An 18,989-nucleotide genomic window follows, 5' to 3' on the forward strand; every position below is an offset into this window, starting at 1 on the left:
ACAGATGGGTTGTGCAGAGTTTAAAAAACTTTGGGAGAAATATGAAAAAGGAACGCTCACACGTGATGAGCAAGAACAGTTAGAAAGTCATATAGAAACTTGTGCAGAATGTGAAGCTCATTTAGATGAATTGCTTACGAAGAGTGAACCCGTAAAGAAAAAATTACCGCCAAAAGATCTTAAAGTTCCTTTTTGGAGAATTAAGTGGAAACATCGGTTACAAACGTTTGGTTTTATATTATCCATTTGCATCGTTATATATATAATCGGCGGGGTATTATCAGCCTTTTATTTTCAAGCTAATAATAATAAAAGGCTAGAAGAAATTAGAGAGGTTCCTTCACTTGCACTTGAAGCAACGATCCCAAATAGCCGCGTTATGGGGGGCGGAACAAGTGTAGAAGCTTTTTTCCGTACGAACAGCAGCTTTGATTTAGTAAGAACCGTCGGTAAAAAAGAAATGCCACTCGGTACAGTAAAAACAAAAAGCTTCTTATCATCTGTAGATGTCACGAAACAAACTTGGATGAATCCGTTCTATCAACCAAAGTTTTTCTTTGTTCATCCTAAAACAAAGCAGGGTGATTATTTAAAGGATTCCTCAAAAAAAGTATGGGATACACTTGCAAAAGTACATGATGGAACCGTTGCAGAAGTAGCAATTTCTTTTGATAAATCTTACACTTTAAAAGAATTAGAACCGCTTTTATATAGCATATTTGAAGCACAAGAACTCCCTCCAACTCCTGTATGGTACGCTTTAGATACAGGGCAAGAAAGAATAAATGAAGAAAATTTCATCCTATCTGGGAGCGACTTTATTGGATTTCCAGAACACATAAGATTCCTTGATGATGAAACAGAAAATCAGAAAACGCAAGAGGGTAAAGTAATTGAAATGATGCGTATTCTTTCGACACATAAAAAAACTGTAAGTAAAGTTGCTATGCTTCCTGAAAGCGAACTAAACTTAGATAAACGTTATAAATATGTAAAAGATAACGGCGTAAAAGTATATGGCATTGTCATTACCGGCCCGTCGAAAGAATTATTAAAATTACAAAACTCCCCGCACGTACGTTATGCGACTCTTGGAGATATTGAGATGTGGAATTGGTTTGATAATTAACAGGAAAGAAGTAGAGCATCCAAAAGTGATGCTCTACTTCTTTTTAATTAGAAATCACTTTCACATACATCCCTCTCACCGATTTTTCATAAGCGATATCGCTCATCTCTCTTATTTTTTCTGATACGACAGATGACTGAACGATTTTCCCTTCACGAAGTAATGGCGGATCAATAAGACGGACTTTATTTTTCTGATGTAAATCATACTCACTTCTATCTTCTCTTACTTTTACATTTGGATGGACTTTTCTTAATAAAGCATGTACTTCTGAATCGTTACATAGCTGCAATTTTACTATAAGCTCATGATCTTCAAGAAGAAAATCATCTGCATGAATAACTTGTTTATGAAGAGCTAACTTTAACGTCTTAGCTAACATATCATTTCCGTAAATATTAGTTGGTTGCATAAAGAAATCGATTACTTCTTTGTAATACGTTTCTGTAAACCATTTTGATATTTTGAAGAACCATTTTCCCATCTACTTCGATGACATCCGATAAAAAATTGTGAACTTCTTCTAAAGAAACATATCCGTATGTATACATATCTCGTAATGTGTAATCCACCCGGTCTGCACATAATTCCGGCGCGGATCTTTCCAGTAACGTCCACTTCGAATCATCTAACAAAATATCTTCATAGTTATAACCATACTTTGAAAGAATTGCTGGAATTTCTGAGTTTTTCACAACAGAACTAAATATTTCTTCATGATAACTTTCATTCATATTATCAAAAACGTAATCCATTACATGAGAAAAAGTAGTATGTGATACGTCATGCAGTAAACCAGCAATCTGCTCTTCTACCGAACCACCTAGTTTTTTTATTAACAACATAACACCAACTGAATGATTAAATCGCGTTACATTCCATTTCTCATTCATTAAGTAACTTGCTCCAGCTTGATGAATCCCCTTCAACCTTTGCACTGATTTACTTAAAATTAATTCTTCTAACACTTTATCTACTTTAAACTCACCGTATATGACCTCTGATATGATCACTTACAGTCCCCCTTTTCAAGCAGAGTCTTTTTATAGTATCTCTTTTTTGAAGAAGAGTAAATATACTATTCTGTCATTCCAATATGAACGTTCTGTTTTCAAAAAAGCGGTCCTCTATTCTCATCAAGTTAAATCATAAAAATTAAAATATTTCCACAGTTCTTCTTTTTTGTTTTAATAGATTTATAAATGCATACTCATTTAAAAACAGAAATCATTGGAAATCGCTTCACCATTATAGTATGAAAGGTCGGATAACTATGGATAGTTATTTTCCAAAAGCGGGGAAGCTCATTGGTGGAATCATTATACTTCTTATTTTACTTTCATCTCTTTGGCTTATATGGATCGGAGAAACAAACATTCGTTACAGTGGGGATCATACGGGCACACTGCCTTTTTGGAACAAATGGATTCCTGTTATTGTCGGTATACTCCTTGTTCGTTTCTTACCCTCTCATCATAAAAACTATAATCCCCTTCAACAATTTGAACTAAGGCGCATCATAATTCAAACTGTTATTTTATTCTCGAGTGGTTTCCTCTTCACGATTTGTCTCCTCACCACGAACTTTGAAGGAATGACATTACAATTGTGGTTTATGATATTTAAAATTATTTTATTATTATTCACTCCATTCATGCTTCTTTTGTTTTATAAAAATAACCCCGAAAAAGAACGACAAAAGCCTGTAAAATCAACGGGAGGTAATAGATGGTATCGGTTTACACCACTTATTGTCATTATAGTCTGGGGTTACTTCAACTTCTTTTCTACATTCTCTACACCATTTGTTTCAGCGAGAATGGAACCCACGATTTTAATCTTAATTTTACTTGTAGGATTTCTTATAAATAGTGTACTGGAAGAGCTTTTTTATAGAGTTTGGTTGCAAACACGTTTGGAACTATTACTAGGCACTTGGCCGGCTATACTTCTTACATCATTATTATGGGCAAGCTGGCATATTGCATTACACGGCTCTGGTCATTGGGATATTGATACAGCTACGGTTATTGTGAACCATGGTATCGTAGGTCTATTCCTTGGATATTTGTGGGCGCGTTATCGCAAGGTATGGGTAATTATTATTGTTCATGGATTAATTAATGCACATCCACAACAACTAATTGAGATTATATTCAAGTAAAGGTCGCGATTACGAAATAAAAAATAAAAGGGATTATACATATTAATCATGTATAATCCCTTTTATTTAACCTTATTCAAACGTAACTTCTACCTGCACAATCTCCGACCTACTACCAAGTCTAAGCGGCGGTCCCCAAAATCCAAATCCAGAAGAAACAATTGCGTGGAATGCGCCTTTTTGTGCGTATCCCCAGTCTAGCTCGTACATTCTTCTCGTTACAATATGATTTGGTGCCATTTGTCCGCGGTGCGTGTGACCGGATAATAATAAGTCTACACCTGCCGCTGCTGCTTGTTTTAACTCAAATGGCTGGTGATCCATTGCTATAACAGGCATCGATTTATCCACTGTATTCATAAGTTGTTCAAAGCTTTGGCGATCTCGCTCTGTTTTATCTCTTCTTCCAACGAGATAAAAGTCATCTTCAATTGTGATCCCTTCATCTAAAAGAATACGAATATCAATCTTATCCATCTCTTGTAAAAACTCCGGAACCGCTCTGCCGTAGTATTCATGGTTTCCTAAAACGCCATATACGCCTAATGGAGCTTTCATTTGTTTCATAATATGACCCATGTTTTTTTGAATAAATACCCCTGGATGATCATCGATAATATCCCCTGGCAATAAAATAATATCAGGCTCCATTTCATTTACGTGACGGACAAGTCTTTTTAAATGCGAAACACCAGACAATTTACCGAAATGCATATCAGAAGCCATCGCAATACGTAAACTTTTGCGGCCCTTCACCTTTTTCGGTATGTGCACTTCATATTTTCTTACTACCGGACTATACGCATTAAATACTCCATATGCAAAGATAAAGATAAACGCAGCTAACACAGCCGCCCCTGTCCAAATAATTGCTGTTTCTTTCTCAACCGAAAACTGGAAAACAAAGACTGTTATATCAGCTAACGGCAATAACATAAGGGCGTATTGTATGACTGCAAACCAAATTGAACCAATCGTTCGAAGGAATGGGAGAAACTTAAACACTTGCACGAGAATATACGCATAAGAAATAAATCCGACTACGAAAGCATAATACCCCCAGGACTCCCAGCCAAATACTGCATGAAGCCAAACCCATCCGTTCCAGCCGATATAAAACATAAGTAGCGTGTATATAATTAACATAGTAAATATATTGAAATAACGAAGATTCTTCACAGCTAGCCTCCTTATTGATTTCTTCTATTATAACTTGTTATGCACGTTTAACGTAAATATTAAGCACAGCAATCTTCACAATAAAAACATTGATAAGCACATCGTTTTAAAATTTTTAGGAACTGCTGTAATGGGCATTTTAGAATCTTACGTGTTAGGTGAAATTGATAATGATATTGAATATGTTGCGATGCAGGTTGGGTTGGAAACAACGTAAAAGATGTTGATCAAAAAACATTTAATAAATCATTTACACTAGATTGGAAGAATAAAAAGTTAGTAGAAAAAAATAAAGAAAACCGAACTGCCACTTAGATGACGGTTCGGTTTTTAAAGTTCGTTACCTTACTTTCAACAATTGAGCTAGCTCTTTAAGACTCCCTCTCAAAGAAAGTTCGTTATTTATGTTAAAATATTGCGAGTAAGTTTCTGTCCTTAACGATTTTATCACGTATTAAACAAAATCATTTAAAAACGAAGAAAGGATGGTACTAACATGGAAAACGTATCAGATGTACATAAAGAGGAATCAATAAAATCCTTACAGTCAACAATCCGTAAACTCGAAAGTGCCTTGTCACAAATGACTCAGAAAGGCTCAAATACTACGTTAGTAAAGAAACGCCTCCAGGCAGCTTGTATCGGCTTAGCAATGCTAGATAGTGTTTGGAATCAAAAACCTCATCATTACAACCAGGAAGATTTAGCAGAAGCTCGCAATGTTCTTATCGGTTTGCTTCCATCAATTGAAAAAATTTACGTTAAGTCAAAGGTTGGTAGTCCTCAAAGAACTCTTTTAGAAAGAAGGATTAAATCTTTGGAACTTGCTATTCAAGCGATTAATAACACTTCTAATGAGTAACTTTTCCAACTAAAAAGTGGCAGGTGCTTTCATTCATTAAGAACAAAACAACTGTAAAGAGCCTTACTACAAACGTGTAGCAAGGCTTTTATTTCGAGCTTTATTATTTATAAGTACAATTATAAGCAGATTAATTTATCGTCTTAAACCCATTGTACTCATCCTTTTATTGATAATAATTATCAATAAATATCAAAAATAATAAACACCCCATCAAATGATGAATGTTTATTTATTACACAAATATGCTTTACGATCATTTTTAAATAATAAATAGTGCGCTGTATGAACTTTCCTCTCCAAATAATCAATTGAATACGTACCAGATGGATCTACTAAATCACCAATTGCTCCTGAAAGCTGGTCAATTACTTTTTGCAGTGTTTCTAAGTTTTTCTTCTCATTTTCAGCGTTCATTTCATCCATAATATCACAAATAAGATATTGCACTCGCCGCAAACGTAATTCCTTCTGCTCCATGTATATCTCCTCCCTACTAGTCATATTACGGTTTAAATATATGGCGTCATAGCTTAACCAATGCAAAAAAATAGAGGCAACCAACTTCATAAAGCTGGTTGCCCCCATTCTTACACTTGCATCGCTTTTTCTCTCAAAGCTCTTCTTAACAACTTACCCGTCGTATTCTTCGGCAATTCTGTTAAAAACTCTATGCTCATTGGCACTTTATATTTTGCTAAATGTAACGTGCAATACTGCATCAGCTCTTCTTCTGTTACGTTCGTTTGTTTCAGAACGACGAAAGCACGCACTGCTTCTCCTAAGTTTTCGTCTGGTACACCAATTACGACAACTTCAGCTACTGATTCGTGCGTATATAGTACCTCCTCTACTTCACGAGGGTAGACGTTATAACCACCAACTAGGACGATATCTTTTTTACGATCAACGATATAGAAGTAACCTTCTTCATCCATTTTCGCTAAGTCTCCTGTATATAGCCAACCATCTTTTAATGTCGCAGCTGTATCTTCTGGTGCATTATAGTAACCCTTCATAACGTTAGGTCCACGAACAATTAATTCACCGACTGCGCCGACTGGTACGTCTTCCCCAAGTTCATTCACAATTTTATTTTCTACATGCCAAATATTTGTGCCGATTGACCCTGGTTTACGCGGGCGATCTAACGGATTGAAACAAGTAACTGGTGATGCTTCTGATAAACCGTATCCTTCTGAAACAATTACGTCAAAACGTTTTTCAAAGTTTTGCAGAAGAGCAACAGGCATTGACGCACCACCTGAAATACAAAGACGAAGTGTCTTCACGTCTTCTGCGCTTGCTTCTTCAAATAAATATAAGTAATTGTACATCGTCGGTACACCAGCAAAAATCGTTGGTTCATACGTACGACAAATACGGAACACTTCTTTCGGACTAAACTTCGGTAACATTAAAATCGTTGCCCCGTTCACAATCGGTGCATTTACCGCAACTGTTAAACAGAATACATGGAACATCGGCAGTGCCGCAACGACGCGATCATCGGCCGTATATTGTAAATACGACGCCACATCGCTTGCGTTACTATATAAATTTTTATGTGTTAACATAGCACCTTTGGGTTTTCCAGTTGTGCCTGAAGTGTAGAGGATAACCGCTACATCTTCTTCATCTAGTTCCGGACCTTCGTAAGTCGCATCTCCAGTTCCTATAAAACTAGTAAACGTTTTCATTTTTTCGGTTTCTATATGATTAAAATCTGATGAGGTTTCGCATATGATGATGTTCTCTAGTGAAGGAAGTCTTGTTGTAAGAGATTGTATAACAGGTAGAAGGACGTCGAGTACGATGATTGTTTTTACATCTCCATTTTGTAAAATATAATGCATTTCGTCTGCTGTATAAATTGGATTAACTGGTATAACAGTTGCCCCAGCTTTCATTGTTCCGTATAAACCGACTAAAAAATGTGGTGAATTCCCAACAACTAATGCGACATTGTCCCCTTTTCCAATGCCCATTTCTGCTAAATTGCTAGAAAACCTTGTGACCATTTTGTTTAATTGGTCATATGAGACCGACTGATCCATAAAAACATAAGCCGGTTTATCCCCCTTCTTTTTTGCCGTTTCAGCCAAAGATTGAACGAGATTCACACAAACCCCACCTTTATAAAATTTAGAATATTTAAAAATTCTAAATTAATTATATTAAAAGAAAATTAAAGTAGCAAGTAATATCCTATTAACTGCATATACAACGATCACCTCCTGTTGACCCTCTTTGGAAGGATAAGGTAATTTCATTTGTTAGCACACTATGAAACGAGTGCTAAAATCATTTCAGGATAATATGCATTCATTTTTTCTCTCAGCATTGCAAGTTCTTCTTTATTTAAGCTCGTATACTCCCCGTACAAGTTAAGAACGTCCGCTCCATCTTCATGAAAAAACAATGTAACATATAATATCGGTAATCCTTTATTTTCATCTATCGAAAAGACAAGATCTGGCGTTTTATTCACCGTACTAAAAGTTTCATTTCTTTTCCATTTCTTATTTTGAAACATAGTTTGTATATCAGCGATCTTTCGTTTGTTATCCGTATGCGTATAATATATAACATTATCCTTCGCTGGTTTTCCAATAGATAAAGTTGTACGACTTGAGGAGGTTTCATCGTTACACCCCGTCATCCCGATGAGGAAGCTAAGCAATAATACAACACACATTATTCTTTTCATTTTGATCCACCTCCTTTTATTATGTATATTCCTTTATAAGAGGCAGATGACTTGTGAGTGGTGTTTTGAGGAAGATATTTGTGATAAGTGAAATTATATTAGCCGCAACTCAAAACCAAAAGTGACAATCCACACAAAAAGAAAGAGGCTGCCCTTTATGACAGCCTCCCCCATTTTTAGAAGAATAAATGTAAGAAATCTTCTGTTGTAATATTACCGAAGTAGCGTGCGATATCTACGCCTTCTAAAGCTGCAGTGAATGCATCTTTATCGAACTGTACGCCTGTTAAGCGTTCTTCAATGTCATGAACATCTAGTGATCCGAAGAAGTCACCGTAAATTTTACATTCTGTTACTGTTCCTTTTTTCACTTCAAGACGAACGTCAACTTGTCCAACTGGGAAGCGGTGTGAATGTTGTAAGTTGAACTTCGGAGATTTTCCGTAGTTCCAATCCCAATTTTGGTAACGTTCTTCAGAAAGTTTATGGATCTCTTTCCAATCATTTTCTGTTAATTCGTACGTTGGAATTTCTGTTTCACCTTCGAAAATGGTTTCTAGAAGAAGTTGTCTAAACTCTTCTGTCGTCATTTTTTCGTTTAAGAATTCTGTAATGTTCGCAACGCGGCTACGGATTGATTTAATTCCTTTTGATTGAATCTTATCCATTTTTACTTTTAACGCTGATACGACGTGATCGATTTCAGAGTCAAATAGTAACGTACCGTGACTGAACATACGACCTTTCGTTGAGAACTGCGCGTTACCTGAAATTTTTCTACCTTCAGCTAAAATGTCGTTACGACCACTTAGCTCTGCATTTACGCCTAATTTACCAAGCGCTTTCGTTACAGGCTCTGTGAATTTTTTGAAGTTGCTGAAACTATCTCCATCATCCTTCGTAATAAAGCTGAAGTTTAAGTTTCCTAAATCATGATATACTGCACCTCCGCCTGATAGACGACGAACGACATGAATACCTTTTTCTTTTACGTAATCTGCATTAATTTCTTCTACTGTGTTTTGGTTTTTACCAATGATAATCGAAGGCTCATTAATGTAGAACAGTAAATAAGTTTCGTTAATATCTAAATTCTTCACACAATATTCTTCAATTGCTAAGTTTATTCTAGGATCTGTAATCCCTTTATTATCAATAAATAACATCATATCACCTCATGAGTTCCATACGTAGCCACTATGTGATAGCGTAATATGGCCACTGAAAATTTGTTTTGCTTCTGTTACTAAATCAGATGGGTTGCCTGTATGTGGTAAGTGCGTTAATAAAAGTTCTTTTACATTCGCATCTTTCGCAATACTTGCTACTTCTGTACTATTCATATGCCCTGCTTTTGCAGCCTCTTGATGTGCATACATATTACACTCACAAATGAAAAGATCCGCATCTTTTGTGAATGGAATAAATTCAGGAATATAACTGGAATCTGCGCTATATACTACAGCGTTACTACCAGCTGTAATACGCATCGCAAAGCATGTAACAGGATGAACAGTTTTTAAGAATGAAATAGAAAACGGTCCAACTTGAAGTGTTTCTTCTGGGTTGTACGCGATTCCTTTCGTATGCGGTGCATGCGTTAAAGAATGGAATCCATTCTCGTCAAACGTATGACCGTATATTGGCAATTCCGGTAGTTGTCCCTTTGTCGCACTTGTAATTAATCTCGCATATTGCAATACCCCAATGTCTGCAACATGATCGTGATGATAGTGCGACAGTACAACTGCATCTATATGAGATGGTGTTATATATTTTTGAAGCTGTGCTAGTACACCACTGCCACAGTCTACAAGTAAACGAAAACCATCGTGTTCAAACAAATACCCCGACGTTGCTTCTCCCGCTTCTGGAAAGCCGCCCCAAAAGCCGACAACAGTCATTTTCATATGTATCCATCCTTTCTAAAACCGAGTAGGAATGCATGTTTTACTTACATCCTACATTGTTAACTATAATCCATTTCCTAAACTTTTTCATTAATTTTCAATTTTGTTATAAAACAGTTGTTGACTTTTGTTTTTTGTACTAATACAATGATAGTAAGAAATGGAAATGGAGGGATTGACATGATCGATCAACCAATGGAGTTTTTCAGAAATTTACCGACGAAAACTTGTGCGCACTGCGGGAAAGAAATTGATGAGCAACACGAAGCGTACCATAATAAATGTGACGATTGCGTTCACGAAGAATAGTAGTTTGTGAACAGAAAAAAACCTAGCAGACATAGTCTACTAGGCTAATAACATCGTATCCTTCATCGTTGAACCTTTCACCAAGAGCTCCAGTTCAAACTCATACAATTCTTTTTTACGATAATTTTTCGTATGGATTTTATCCATCATCAGGTCGACAACTTTTCGAGCCATTTCATCAATTGGCTGTTCAATTGTCGTAATACCTGGTTCTGTAATCTGCGATAAAATTTGATTATCAAAACCGATAACAGCGAGATCCTCTGGAATACTCCAGTTATGGCGCTTCGCCTCTGAGATAATTCCAGCTGCAACCTCGTCGCCTCCTGCCAAAATCGCGGTAGGATTTTTTTTGTCCTTTAATACTTCATGGAATATTCGCTTCCCATCATCCCAAGAGAAAGCGTTTTCAAGAAAATCAATCGCTTCTACTTGGCGGCTCTTCTCAGTTATTGCACGTAAAAAGCCCATTTTCCGCTGTTGGCTAACAACTTTGGTTTCGTTACCACGGCAAAAAATAAGATTACGATATCCTTGTTCTAATACATGATTGGCAGCTATGTATGCTCCTTGTGCATGATCAAATTTCACTGTTGGAACATTTGCTTCCTCAATATATTCATTACATAACACGATTGGACCGTGCTGTAAGTACGGCTCTACATCTTCCCACGGATTTTCTAGTGAACATAGAATAATCCCATCTACTTGTTTCGTAGATAATAATTGTAAATACTCCATCTCTTTTTCTGGTAAATATCTTGTTTGACAAATAATCAGTTTATATTTATGCTCAGAAGCAGCAATCTCGATTGCTTCAATAAATCTACTAAAAAAAGGATTTGTAATCCTTGGAACAAGCACCGCAATTGTTTCTGTTTTTTGTTTACGAAGCCTTCTCGCCGCAGAATTAGGAACGAAGCCTAAATGCTTCATTGCTAATTGAACCCTTTTTTTCTTCTCATCTGAAACATATGGATGATTATTGATCACCCTAGAAACCGTTGTCCTTGATAACCCCGCTAATTTCGCCACGTCCTCGATAGTCGACACGAAATTCTCCCCCTTTGCATGAAAACGTTTTCTTATCCTGATTATATAGTATATTATTGGAAACTGCAATATAGGTTGTTATGATTTTACTATATTAATATTATACATAGGGAAAAGTCTGTTAATAGTAGGGGGAAATGTATTACTTTTAGAAATTTACAGTGATCATATTTATAAAAATAAAGGATGATATTTCATGAATCGAACGGATCGTTTATTAGCGATATTAATTGAATTACAAAGAAAACAAACTGTTACAGCACAAAGTTTAGCTGGAAAATTTGAGACAAGTATAAGAACTATTTATCGAGATATGGATGCACTTAGTGAATCTGGTGTCCCAATTTTTGCAATGCCCGGCCACGGCTACTCATTAATGGATGGATATTTCTTACCACCCATTCAGCTTACCCCTGAAGAGGCTGTTACCCTTTTATTAGGCGGTGATTATATCGAGAAAACTTTCACTTCTTCTTTTTCTGCACATGCACAATCGGCAAAAGAGAAACTTGAGGTTATCCTCCCTACTGATCAAAAAAAGAAAGTTGAGGGGTTACGAGGTACTTTCCGTTTCCTTTCTCCTATATTTTCAAACCAGCAAGCCGAGCAAGAAAAACTAGAGAACCAACTTTTCTTGCTACAAGAAGCAATTCAAAACGAGCAAGCTATCTCTTTTTCTTATCGTAAGCCAAGAGAAACCACAAAAATAGAGCGGACTGTTCATCCTTACGGTTTAGTCAATATTTCAGGAATTTGGTACATCGTTGCTCATTGCTTACTTCGGAAACAAATACGTAATTTTCGTTTAGACCGTATGGATACATTACAGCAAAAACAAGAATTTTTTACAAAACCGAAAGACTTTTCTTTACAAGACTATCAACCTGAAAACAATCGTATTGTTACGATTCATTTATTGTTTCCATCTCATATTGCACATAAAATTATTGAATCCCGATACTTTTTTATAGATTCATACGAGCATAAAGATAATGGTTTCCATGTCTTTTTGAAGTCAAGAAGCATAGACGAAGTATTTCAGTGGGTATTAAGCTTTGGGAGCCAAGTGCAAGTACTTGAGCCAAAAATTCTTTCTGAGAGAATCCGTGATGAAGCAAAAAAAATGTTAAAACTTTAATTTTTATATTTCACTACTGACATAATGTTGTCAGCATTACTTCTTTATAGTAGGTAGTAACAAATACATTTTCATAAAAAGGAGTTAGTGATATGAAGAATTTTGAAGAGTTAGCAACGTACTACATAGGGGAATTAGAAAAGTACTCTATAGAACAATTTAGGATGAAGCCTTCTAGTGAGGAATGGTCTCTCGGTCAAATGTATAATCATCTAATTGCTTCCACATACATGCAATTAGATGCAATCACAAAATGTAAAGGCGAAACACCATCAGTAACTAACAAAAAAACGGATATGGGTGAAAAAGTATATAAACTTGGTGCTTTCCCAGACATACAAATCAAAGTACCAAATCATCCTGGATATACGCCAGAAAATCCAATTAACAAAGAAGAAGTACAAGAGCGTTTTCTGAAATTAATTACAGTTGTTAAAGACATTGAACCAACAATTACTTCTATTCGAAGTGCTTGTAAAGTCGAACACCCTGGGCTTGGTTACTTAAATGCGGCAGAATGGTTTCAGCTCATTTCTATGCATTTTGCACATCATCTTCGTCAGAAAGAAAGATTGGAAACAAAAGTTTTATAATTCTACTTCCCACATATCCTTACAGTTTAGATATTTCCTGCATAAATCCAGCCATGCTCGCTAATAAACTAGTGAAAACGAAAAGTGCAAGAATAAGAGGAATAAGTAATAACTAACTGTAAAGATGAAAAAAACACCTTCACAGGTGTTTTTTTCATTATAGAAATATCTTAAAATAGATATCTATTGTCATTTATTCAATTAAAAATCTTTGTTACATCATAACGCCATCATTTTTGAATGAATACCATTTTCCATTAATGAAATGTTTGCCCACTGCCATTGCACCATTGGATTGTAAATAGTACCATTTTCCATCTTTTTGTAACCAATTTGTTTTCATCGTTCCATCTTCATTCAAGTAGTACCATGTGCCATTCACTTGTACCCAACCAGTTGTCATTGGGCCATCATAAAAGTAATACCACTTGCCATTGTAGTTTAACCAACCTTCATGATTCGCTCCACTTTTCTCATCAAAGTAATACCAGTCACCATCCACTATTTCCCATCCAGTCACCATAGATCCATCTGGATTAAAATACCATGAAGTGCCACCTTCAGCTAGTTTCCCTGTACGCATAGCACCACTGTCATCAAAAAAGTAGCGCTTTCCTCCTTCATCTAACCAACAGTCATTCCCACCATTTAATGAACTTTTCATCGTGCCATTTGAGTTCAGATAGTACCATTTCCCATTATCTTTTACCCAGCCTGTTTGCATTGTGCCGTTTGTATTCATGTAGTACCATTTTCCATTATCTTGTACCCAACCTGTTTGCATCTTAGCACCCGCTAAATAATACCAACTTCCTTGATAGTTTAGCCAACCATTATAAGCAGCTCCATCACCAAAGTAATGCCACTGATTATTAATTAAATTCCACCCTGTTGCCATCGACCCATCTGCAAGGAAATAGTTTCCATTAGGATATCCACCTATCCAATTGTTTTTCCACATTTTCCCGTCATCTGGGGTCAAATGATAGGTTTTACCGTTATCTTTAAGAGTACCATAATGTAGACTTCCACCTTGTTGAACGTAATACCAATCTCCTTCGTACTGAACCCAACCTTTATTTGAATACATGGCACCATCTGTTCCTAATAAATAGCCTGTACCTGTACCTTCATCTCGAATATATCCTTTTTTCATTTTTCCATTACCATCAAAATAGTACCATTTTCCACCATCTTGTAACCAGCCTGTTTTCTTCATACCTTTTTGGTCATAGAAATACCATGTATCCCCTACTTTTACCCAACCACTTTGCTGAATTGTCTGCTCTGCTTTTGCAGTAGTCTGTTTCACATTATCTTGTTTTTCAGCATGTGATACTGCCGGAACTATAACCATAGCAGACATTAAAACTGGTAAAATAACTTTCTTCATTTTCCATATCCCCCAAATAATGAATAATTTTTGTTTTTATTTCCACAAACAGTATTATATTATGCTATTTAGATATAATCAATAGTTTTTGTAATATAATCGTAATGTTTTTAAATAAAACGACACAAAAGTATAGTTAACGTCATTAAATTTACTTATACGTTACAATATAGGTAATATTACACATCTATCAACTTAAAATATTACTTTTTCTAAAACGAAAAGGATGAGCCGAATTTTCAGTACTAACTGTAAAAACGTGAATTTTTCATTATGGGGTGATCTATTTTCTTAGGTTGATGAGTATTTGGCAAGCCCCCATAAATAAATGTTTTTGTGGGATTACATCTTCATAAAGAAAAGACACTCTTATAAGAGTGTCTTTTCCATAGTTTTTTAGCAAAAGCAAGCAGCTCCAACGATGATTAATAAAATAAACAATATAACTAATAAAGCAAATTCACCGCAACTACCACCAAAGCCCATAATAGTTCCTTCTTTAGATAAGAGAGGCAAACTAAGAATTACTCATTACATTTATAACTCCTCCCACTTCGTCCAAACTTCTCTCCCATTTATATGGTACATATTATCCTCTCGATCCATAAACCCATGCACGATAAATTCTCTTCTAATCGTACAAAAATCATCATGATATTGTTTTATGAACACATTTATTTCTTTCTCTGTATATTGATTTTCAACGTTTAACTTGCTAATCAAATGTTCTAATAACACTAACTTTTTCTTTTTTTGACCTGGAATCGATTTTAAACGATTCTCTTTATCGAAAAAGTTACGAATGTTCGTATCCCCAAATTTCATTTCGCTTTCGGTCATTTTGTTATCCTCCATCAGCTTTTAAATAGTGAAACTTTACTGTTTTTCTTTATTCTTTCACTTAAAAAATCAATAAAGTAATATCCACTAATTAAAATGTAATACGTTACAATCATTCCCAGTATATCCTTCATGCTCGTATGTTCTTTTTTGTGAAATAAAATCGGATATAGTGTATAAACCAAGAAGGTGATTAGTGGATATATTATAAAATAGAAGCGAGATTTTTGTTTCATCATATCAACTCCCCTATTCTAGTTTTCTCTGTAAATTGCTGTAAGTCCTTTTCTTTCGTTTAGACTGCAATTAGAAGTTAAAGATTATCCTTGTTCCAAAGAAAATACGGATGAACTGCAACTACAGCAAGATGTACAAGCCATTTAAGAATTGAAAAATCTTCTTAAAAAACCTGAATTAACGGAAGAAAAAAGAGCTCAATATTAATTTTCAATTATCGCTTTAACTCCTTATACACAATTGCATGAAACACTTCCCCTCTTGGACGAATCGGATATGTGGATACAAGAGAGAGCGGCTGAAATTCTAGGTTTCCATAGATACGTGCCAGCTAGCGAAAAACTAAATTGGGTTAAAGAGCACGGACAACATAACGGGAAAATGGCAGCTGAATTAGCATTAAAAAGAATAAAAATGGAATGAAAGAACGAAAAGAAAAATGCTCTAATAACAACAATCTTTATGAACAGATCCAATAAAAAGAGCCTGTATCGATAATCACTGAGTAATTATTGATACAGGCTTTTCATTCCAATGTTTCGTTATTATAAATATTTACCTACAAGGTGCTTTTTTTAAACTTCAATCGATTGATTTTCAACAACATTTTTAAATTGTCGTTTGTGCATCCAAGTTAAGGAAGCGATTGTTCCAAGTGATAATACGACGATAAAGATCATGAGTATTCCTATGTTTTGCCACATGAAGTTAAAGTCTCCGCTTGATACGACTGCTTTCAATCCTGATACAGAGTATGTCATCGGTAACCACGTATTAAATGGTTGTAAAAACTTCGGAATCAATTCTAGTGGGAATGTTCCAGCACTTGTTGTAAGCTGAATAATTAATGTGATGATGGCAATAAATCGCCCTGCATCACCGAATGCTGTTACTAAACATTGAATTAATGCGATAAACGCTAAACTTGTAACGATGCTAAAGAGTATGAAGTATGGAATGCTTTGCACTTCTACACCTAATCCGAACAGTAATATGACATCTGCTACTATCGCTTGAATAATACCGACTGATAGTAGTACGCCGAACTTACTAATAAACCAGCTAAATCCTGATTTGGGAACTCCTACTGTATCGCGTAATGGATATACGATAGATAATAGTAATGCCCCAACGAATAAACCAAGTGATAAGAAATACGGTGTAAATCCAGTTCCGTAGTTTGGAACTTCCGCTAGTTTCTCTGTCTTTACTTTTACAGGGTTTGCAAACATATCATACGTTTTATCCGTCCCTTTCACTTCACCAGTTTTCTCTGCCCCTTCGCCAAGTTTCTCAGCAAGTTCACCTGAACCATCGTTTACTTTGACGAGGCCATCTGTTACTTTTCCTGATCCATCTGCTAGTTTATTTACGCCGTCGATTAGCTGGGTTGAGCCGGTTGATAATGTACTTAATCCTGTTGTCACTTGACCGGAACCATTTGCTAATTGCGTTATTCCGCCTGACATTTGGCCCGCTCCTACAGATAATGTATCTAAACCGCCTGTTACTTGGCTTGAGCCGTCTGCTAATTTCGTTACGCCTACAGATAATGTACCTAAACCGCCTGTTACTTGGCTTGAGCCATCCGCTAATTTCGTTACGCCTACAGATAATGTACCTAAACCGCCTGTTACTTGGCTTGAGCCATCTGCTAATTGATTTACTCCTGCAGATAATTGACCTAATCCTGCTGTCACTTTTCCTGATCCGCTTTGTAATTGCGTTACGCCATCAATTAATTGAACCGATCCATCTTTTAATTTATCAGCACCTATTTTTGCATTATCTAATCCCTCACCAAATCCATGAAACTTACTAACAAATTCATTTTGTGCGTTCGTTAGTTTCTCAACACCACCCGCCAGAGTTTTCACCCCTGCTGGATTTGGTAATGTGTTTTGCAATCCACTTGTTTTTTGATCTATTTCGCCTGTTAATTGTTTTACTTCTTCATTTAATTTATTTGTTCCACCTGCTACTACGGCAGCTTTTTGCTGAACTGTCGCTGTACTTTTTACAGCACTTGTTATGAATGGTTGTAACTGCTCTTGATATTCTTTTGGTAAACTTTCAATTTGCTTTTGTAAATTCGCTACCTCTTGCGCTGCGTTTTTGGCATCTCCTGCTGTTGATTGTGTAAGTTCATTTAACTGATTTACATTCGCCCCAGCTCCATCTATTTTCTCATTTACTGTATTCAATATAGAAGGAACTTTCGACTGCATTTCCTCTAAGCCTGCAGCAGACTTTTGTATGTTACTATTTAAATCTTGCAATCCCTTTTGAATTTCTTGAGACCCTTTTTCTAATTGACTTTTCCTTTCAGCAAGTTTTCCCATACCATTTGATAGATCAGTTGTTCCTGTTTTTAATTCACCGGATTTACTTACTAATTTGTTCAAGCCACCGGTCACTTTCTCAGATCCATCACGCAATTCACTTGTTTTGCTATTTAATAGATGTAAACCATCTGTTATTTTTCCGGAGCCGTCTACTAATTTCCCGATACCCGCATTACTATTTAGTGCATGTAAACCATCTGTTACTATTCCAGAGCCATCTACTAATTTTCCGATACCTGCATTGCTATTTAATACATGTAAACCATCTGTTACTTTTCCGGAGCCATCTACTAATTTTCCGATACCTATTTGCATCTCACCTGTTTTGCCGTTTAACGTATTTAAACCTACTGTCACTCTTCCAGATCCATCAAATAGTTTCCCTACACCATCCTTCATCTCCCCAGACTTCCCTTGAAGTGTATGAAGGCCATCCGTCACTTTACTTGAACCATCATGCAGCTCACTTGATCCGTCGTGCAGTTTATTTGCACCTTCCGCTCCATCTGCTAATCCTTTTGAGACGTCTTGAATGGAATCAAACATTTTCTCTGCATATGTTTTCGTTAACGTACTTGCTACTTCACCTTTAATTTTTTCAATGGCTGTTCCACCAATTTGTGAAGATAAGAAGTTTAAGCTTTCGTTTGGAATGTATTCTAAGTTTAATGGTTTCGGATCATCTTTTAATAACGTTGTAGCGTTATTTGAGAAGTCATCAGGAATGCGTACTAACATGTAATATTTTCTGCCTTCCATTCCTTTTTCCGCTTCTTTTTCACTTACAAATTCCCATTTAAAACTTGTGTTATCTTTTAAATTATCAACGAGCCCTTTTCCGACCTCAATTGGTTTCCCATCAAATACTGCACCTTTATCTAAATTGACTACCGCAACTGGTAAATCATCTAACTGTTCATACGGATCCCAAAAGGCCCATAAAAACATACCTGCATATAAAATTGGTACGAATAATACCGCGATAATTGGAATTAATATTTTTTTACTTTTTATAATTTCAGTAAACTCTTTACGAAGTAACTGATTCCATTTCATCATTTCTCCCCCTTTATCAAAATGACTAAAATGTTCATTTAGTCATTTTCACCCAAACAAAAAGGCTATAC

The 18,989-nt window shown here is 35.9% G+C and carries 20 protein-coding genes and 2 pseudogenes; 8 read left to right on the top strand and 14 right to left on the bottom strand.

Annotated elements, in window-relative coordinates; all coding sequences use genetic code 11:
- Nucleotides 1-4: 4 nt before the first annotated feature.
- A complete protein-coding gene (locus tag JDS95_RS11545) occupies nt 5-1,129 on the top strand; it encodes an anti-sigma factor (RefSeq protein WP_000501644.1) in 1,125 nt (374 codons plus the stop codon).
- 43 nt (nt 1,130-1,172) lie between these two features.
- Here JDS95_RS11545 and JDS95_RS11550 read toward each other — a convergent pair.
- Nucleotides 1,173-2,142 (bottom strand): annotated as a pseudogene (locus JDS95_RS11550) (HD domain-containing protein).
- 260 nt (nt 2,143-2,402) lie between these two features.
- On the opposite strand from JDS95_RS11550, the gene JDS95_RS11555 reads away from it, so the two are divergent.
- Entirely contained in the window at nt 2,403-3,293 is an 891-nt protein-coding gene (locus JDS95_RS11555; protein ID WP_085450069.1) for a CPBP family intramembrane glutamic endopeptidase, read from the top strand.
- Between the two features lie 72 nt (nt 3,294-3,365).
- Here the strand turns inward: JDS95_RS11555 and JDS95_RS11560 are convergent, their stop codons facing one another.
- Entirely contained in the window at nt 3,366-4,472 is a 1,107-nt protein-coding gene (locus tag JDS95_RS11560; protein WP_085450070.1) for a metallophosphoesterase, read from the bottom strand.
- 34 nt (nt 4,473-4,506) lie between these two features.
- On the opposite strand from JDS95_RS11560, the gene JDS95_RS11565 reads away from it, so the two are divergent.
- Complete coding sequence (locus JDS95_RS11565; protein WP_002042824.1) at nt 4,507-4,689, top strand: hypothetical protein; 183 nt, start codon at nt 4,507-4,509, stop codon at nt 4,687-4,689.
- 279 nt (nt 4,690-4,968) lie between these two features.
- A complete protein-coding gene (locus JDS95_RS11570; RefSeq protein WP_000432654.1) occupies nt 4,969-5,334 on the top strand; it encodes a hypothetical protein in 366 nt (121 codons plus the stop codon).
- Nucleotides 5,335-5,562: 228 nt separating this feature from the next.
- Here JDS95_RS11570 and JDS95_RS11575 read toward each other — a convergent pair whose 3' ends face one another.
- The 5 genes from JDS95_RS11575 to JDS95_RS11595 all read right to left on the bottom strand — a co-directional run bounded on the left by JDS95_RS11575 (nt 5,563) and on the right by JDS95_RS11595 (nt 9,954).
- Nucleotides 5,563-5,814, bottom strand: coding sequence for a hypothetical protein (locus JDS95_RS11575; protein WP_000435466.1), 252 nt, complete (start codon nt 5,812-5,814; stop codon nt 5,563-5,565).
- A 110-nt stretch (nt 5,815-5,924) separates the two neighbouring features.
- Nucleotides 5,925-7,457, bottom strand: a complete 1,533-nt coding sequence (locus tag JDS95_RS11580) for a fatty acid--CoA ligase family protein (protein WP_001055193.1) — start codon at nt 7,455-7,457, stop codon at nt 5,925-5,927.
- Nucleotides 7,458-7,618: 161 nt separating this feature from the next.
- A complete protein-coding gene (locus JDS95_RS11585) occupies nt 7,619-8,044 on the bottom strand; it encodes a hypothetical protein (protein ID WP_085450071.1) in 426 nt (141 codons plus the stop codon).
- Between the two features lie 176 nt (nt 8,045-8,220).
- Nucleotides 8,221-9,210 carry a lipoate--protein ligase gene (locus JDS95_RS11590; RefSeq protein WP_000897267.1) on the bottom strand — a complete coding sequence of 330 codons (990 nt, stop codon included), beginning with the start codon at nt 9,208-9,210 and terminating at the stop codon, nt 8,221-8,223.
- A 9-nt stretch (nt 9,211-9,219) separates the two neighbouring features.
- Nucleotides 9,220-9,954: an MBL fold metallo-hydrolase gene (locus JDS95_RS11595; protein ID WP_000784685.1), complete on the bottom strand. Its 735-nt coding sequence runs from the start codon at nt 9,952-9,954 to the stop codon at nt 9,220-9,222.
- Nucleotides 9,955-10,134: 180 nt separating this feature from the next.
- On the opposite strand from JDS95_RS11595, the gene yhfH reads away from it, so the two are divergent.
- Nucleotides 10,135-10,263, top strand: coding sequence for a protein YhfH (gene yhfH / locus JDS95_RS11600; RefSeq protein WP_000567010.1), 129 nt, complete (start codon nt 10,135-10,137; stop codon nt 10,261-10,263).
- A gap of 39 nt (nt 10,264-10,302) precedes the next feature.
- Here yhfH and JDS95_RS11605 read toward each other — a convergent pair whose 3' ends face one another.
- On the bottom strand, nt 10,303-11,316 hold the full coding sequence (locus JDS95_RS11605; protein WP_000103728.1) for a LacI family DNA-binding transcriptional regulator: 1,014 nt from the start codon (nt 11,314-11,316) through the stop codon (nt 10,303-10,305).
- A gap of 196 nt (nt 11,317-11,512) precedes the next feature.
- Between JDS95_RS11605 and JDS95_RS11610 the strand changes: the two genes are divergently transcribed.
- Both JDS95_RS11610 and JDS95_RS11615 read left to right on the top strand, forming a co-directional pair.
- Nucleotides 11,513-12,454 carry a helix-turn-helix transcriptional regulator gene (locus JDS95_RS11610; protein ID WP_001082253.1) on the top strand — a complete coding sequence of 314 codons (942 nt, stop codon included), beginning with the start codon at nt 11,513-11,515 and terminating at the stop codon, nt 12,452-12,454.
- Between the two features lie 92 nt (nt 12,455-12,546).
- Nucleotides 12,547-13,047, top strand: a complete 501-nt coding sequence (locus JDS95_RS11615) for a DinB family protein (RefSeq protein ID WP_000787586.1) — start codon at nt 12,547-12,549, stop codon at nt 13,045-13,047.
- A gap of 19 nt (nt 13,048-13,066) precedes the next feature.
- Here JDS95_RS11615 and JDS95_RS11620 read toward each other — a convergent pair.
- The 5 genes and pseudogenes from JDS95_RS11620 to JDS95_RS11640 form a co-directional block, all read right to left on the bottom strand.
- Nucleotides 13,067-13,153: pseudogene (locus JDS95_RS11620) on the bottom strand (YknW family membrane protein); the annotation flags it as partial.
- A 108-nt stretch (nt 13,154-13,261) separates the two neighbouring features.
- Nucleotides 13,262-14,440 (bottom strand): collagenolytic protease, encoded by a 1,179-nt coding sequence (locus tag JDS95_RS11625; protein ID WP_085450072.1) that lies wholly within the window; start codon nt 14,438-14,440, stop codon nt 13,262-13,264.
- 396 nt (nt 14,441-14,836) lie between these two features.
- Nucleotides 14,837-14,926, bottom strand: a complete 90-nt coding sequence (locus JDS95_RS11630; RefSeq protein ID WP_000505668.1) for a YjcZ family sporulation protein — start codon at nt 14,924-14,926, stop codon at nt 14,837-14,839.
- 51 nt (nt 14,927-14,977) lie between these two features.
- Nucleotides 14,978-15,280 (bottom strand): DUF2087 domain-containing protein, encoded by a 303-nt coding sequence (locus JDS95_RS11635; protein WP_139823469.1) that lies wholly within the window; start codon nt 15,278-15,280, stop codon nt 14,978-14,980.
- A gap of 14 nt (nt 15,281-15,294) precedes the next feature.
- On the bottom strand, nt 15,295-15,519 hold the full coding sequence (locus JDS95_RS11640; protein ID WP_085450074.1) for a hypothetical protein: 225 nt from the start codon (nt 15,517-15,519) through the stop codon (nt 15,295-15,297).
- 274 nt (nt 15,520-15,793) lie between these two features.
- Here JDS95_RS11640 and JDS95_RS11645 point away from each other — a divergent pair, with 274 nt between their 5' ends.
- Nucleotides 15,794-15,940 (top strand): hypothetical protein, encoded by a 147-nt coding sequence (locus JDS95_RS11645; protein ID WP_000264964.1) that lies wholly within the window; start codon nt 15,794-15,796, stop codon nt 15,938-15,940.
- Between the two features lie 152 nt (nt 15,941-16,092).
- Here the strand turns inward: JDS95_RS11645 and JDS95_RS11650 are convergent, their stop codons facing one another.
- Nucleotides 16,093-18,918, bottom strand: a complete 2,826-nt coding sequence (locus tag JDS95_RS11650; RefSeq protein WP_085450075.1) for a YhgE/Pip domain-containing protein — start codon at nt 18,916-18,918, stop codon at nt 16,093-16,095.
- Between the last annotated feature and the right edge of the window lie 71 nt (nt 18,919-18,989).

This window comes from Bacillus cereus group sp. N24, from assembly GCF_016483345.1.
In the GTDB taxonomy this organism is placed as follows: Bacteria; Bacillota; Bacilli; order Bacillales; family Bacillaceae_G; genus Bacillus_A; species Bacillus_A toyonensis.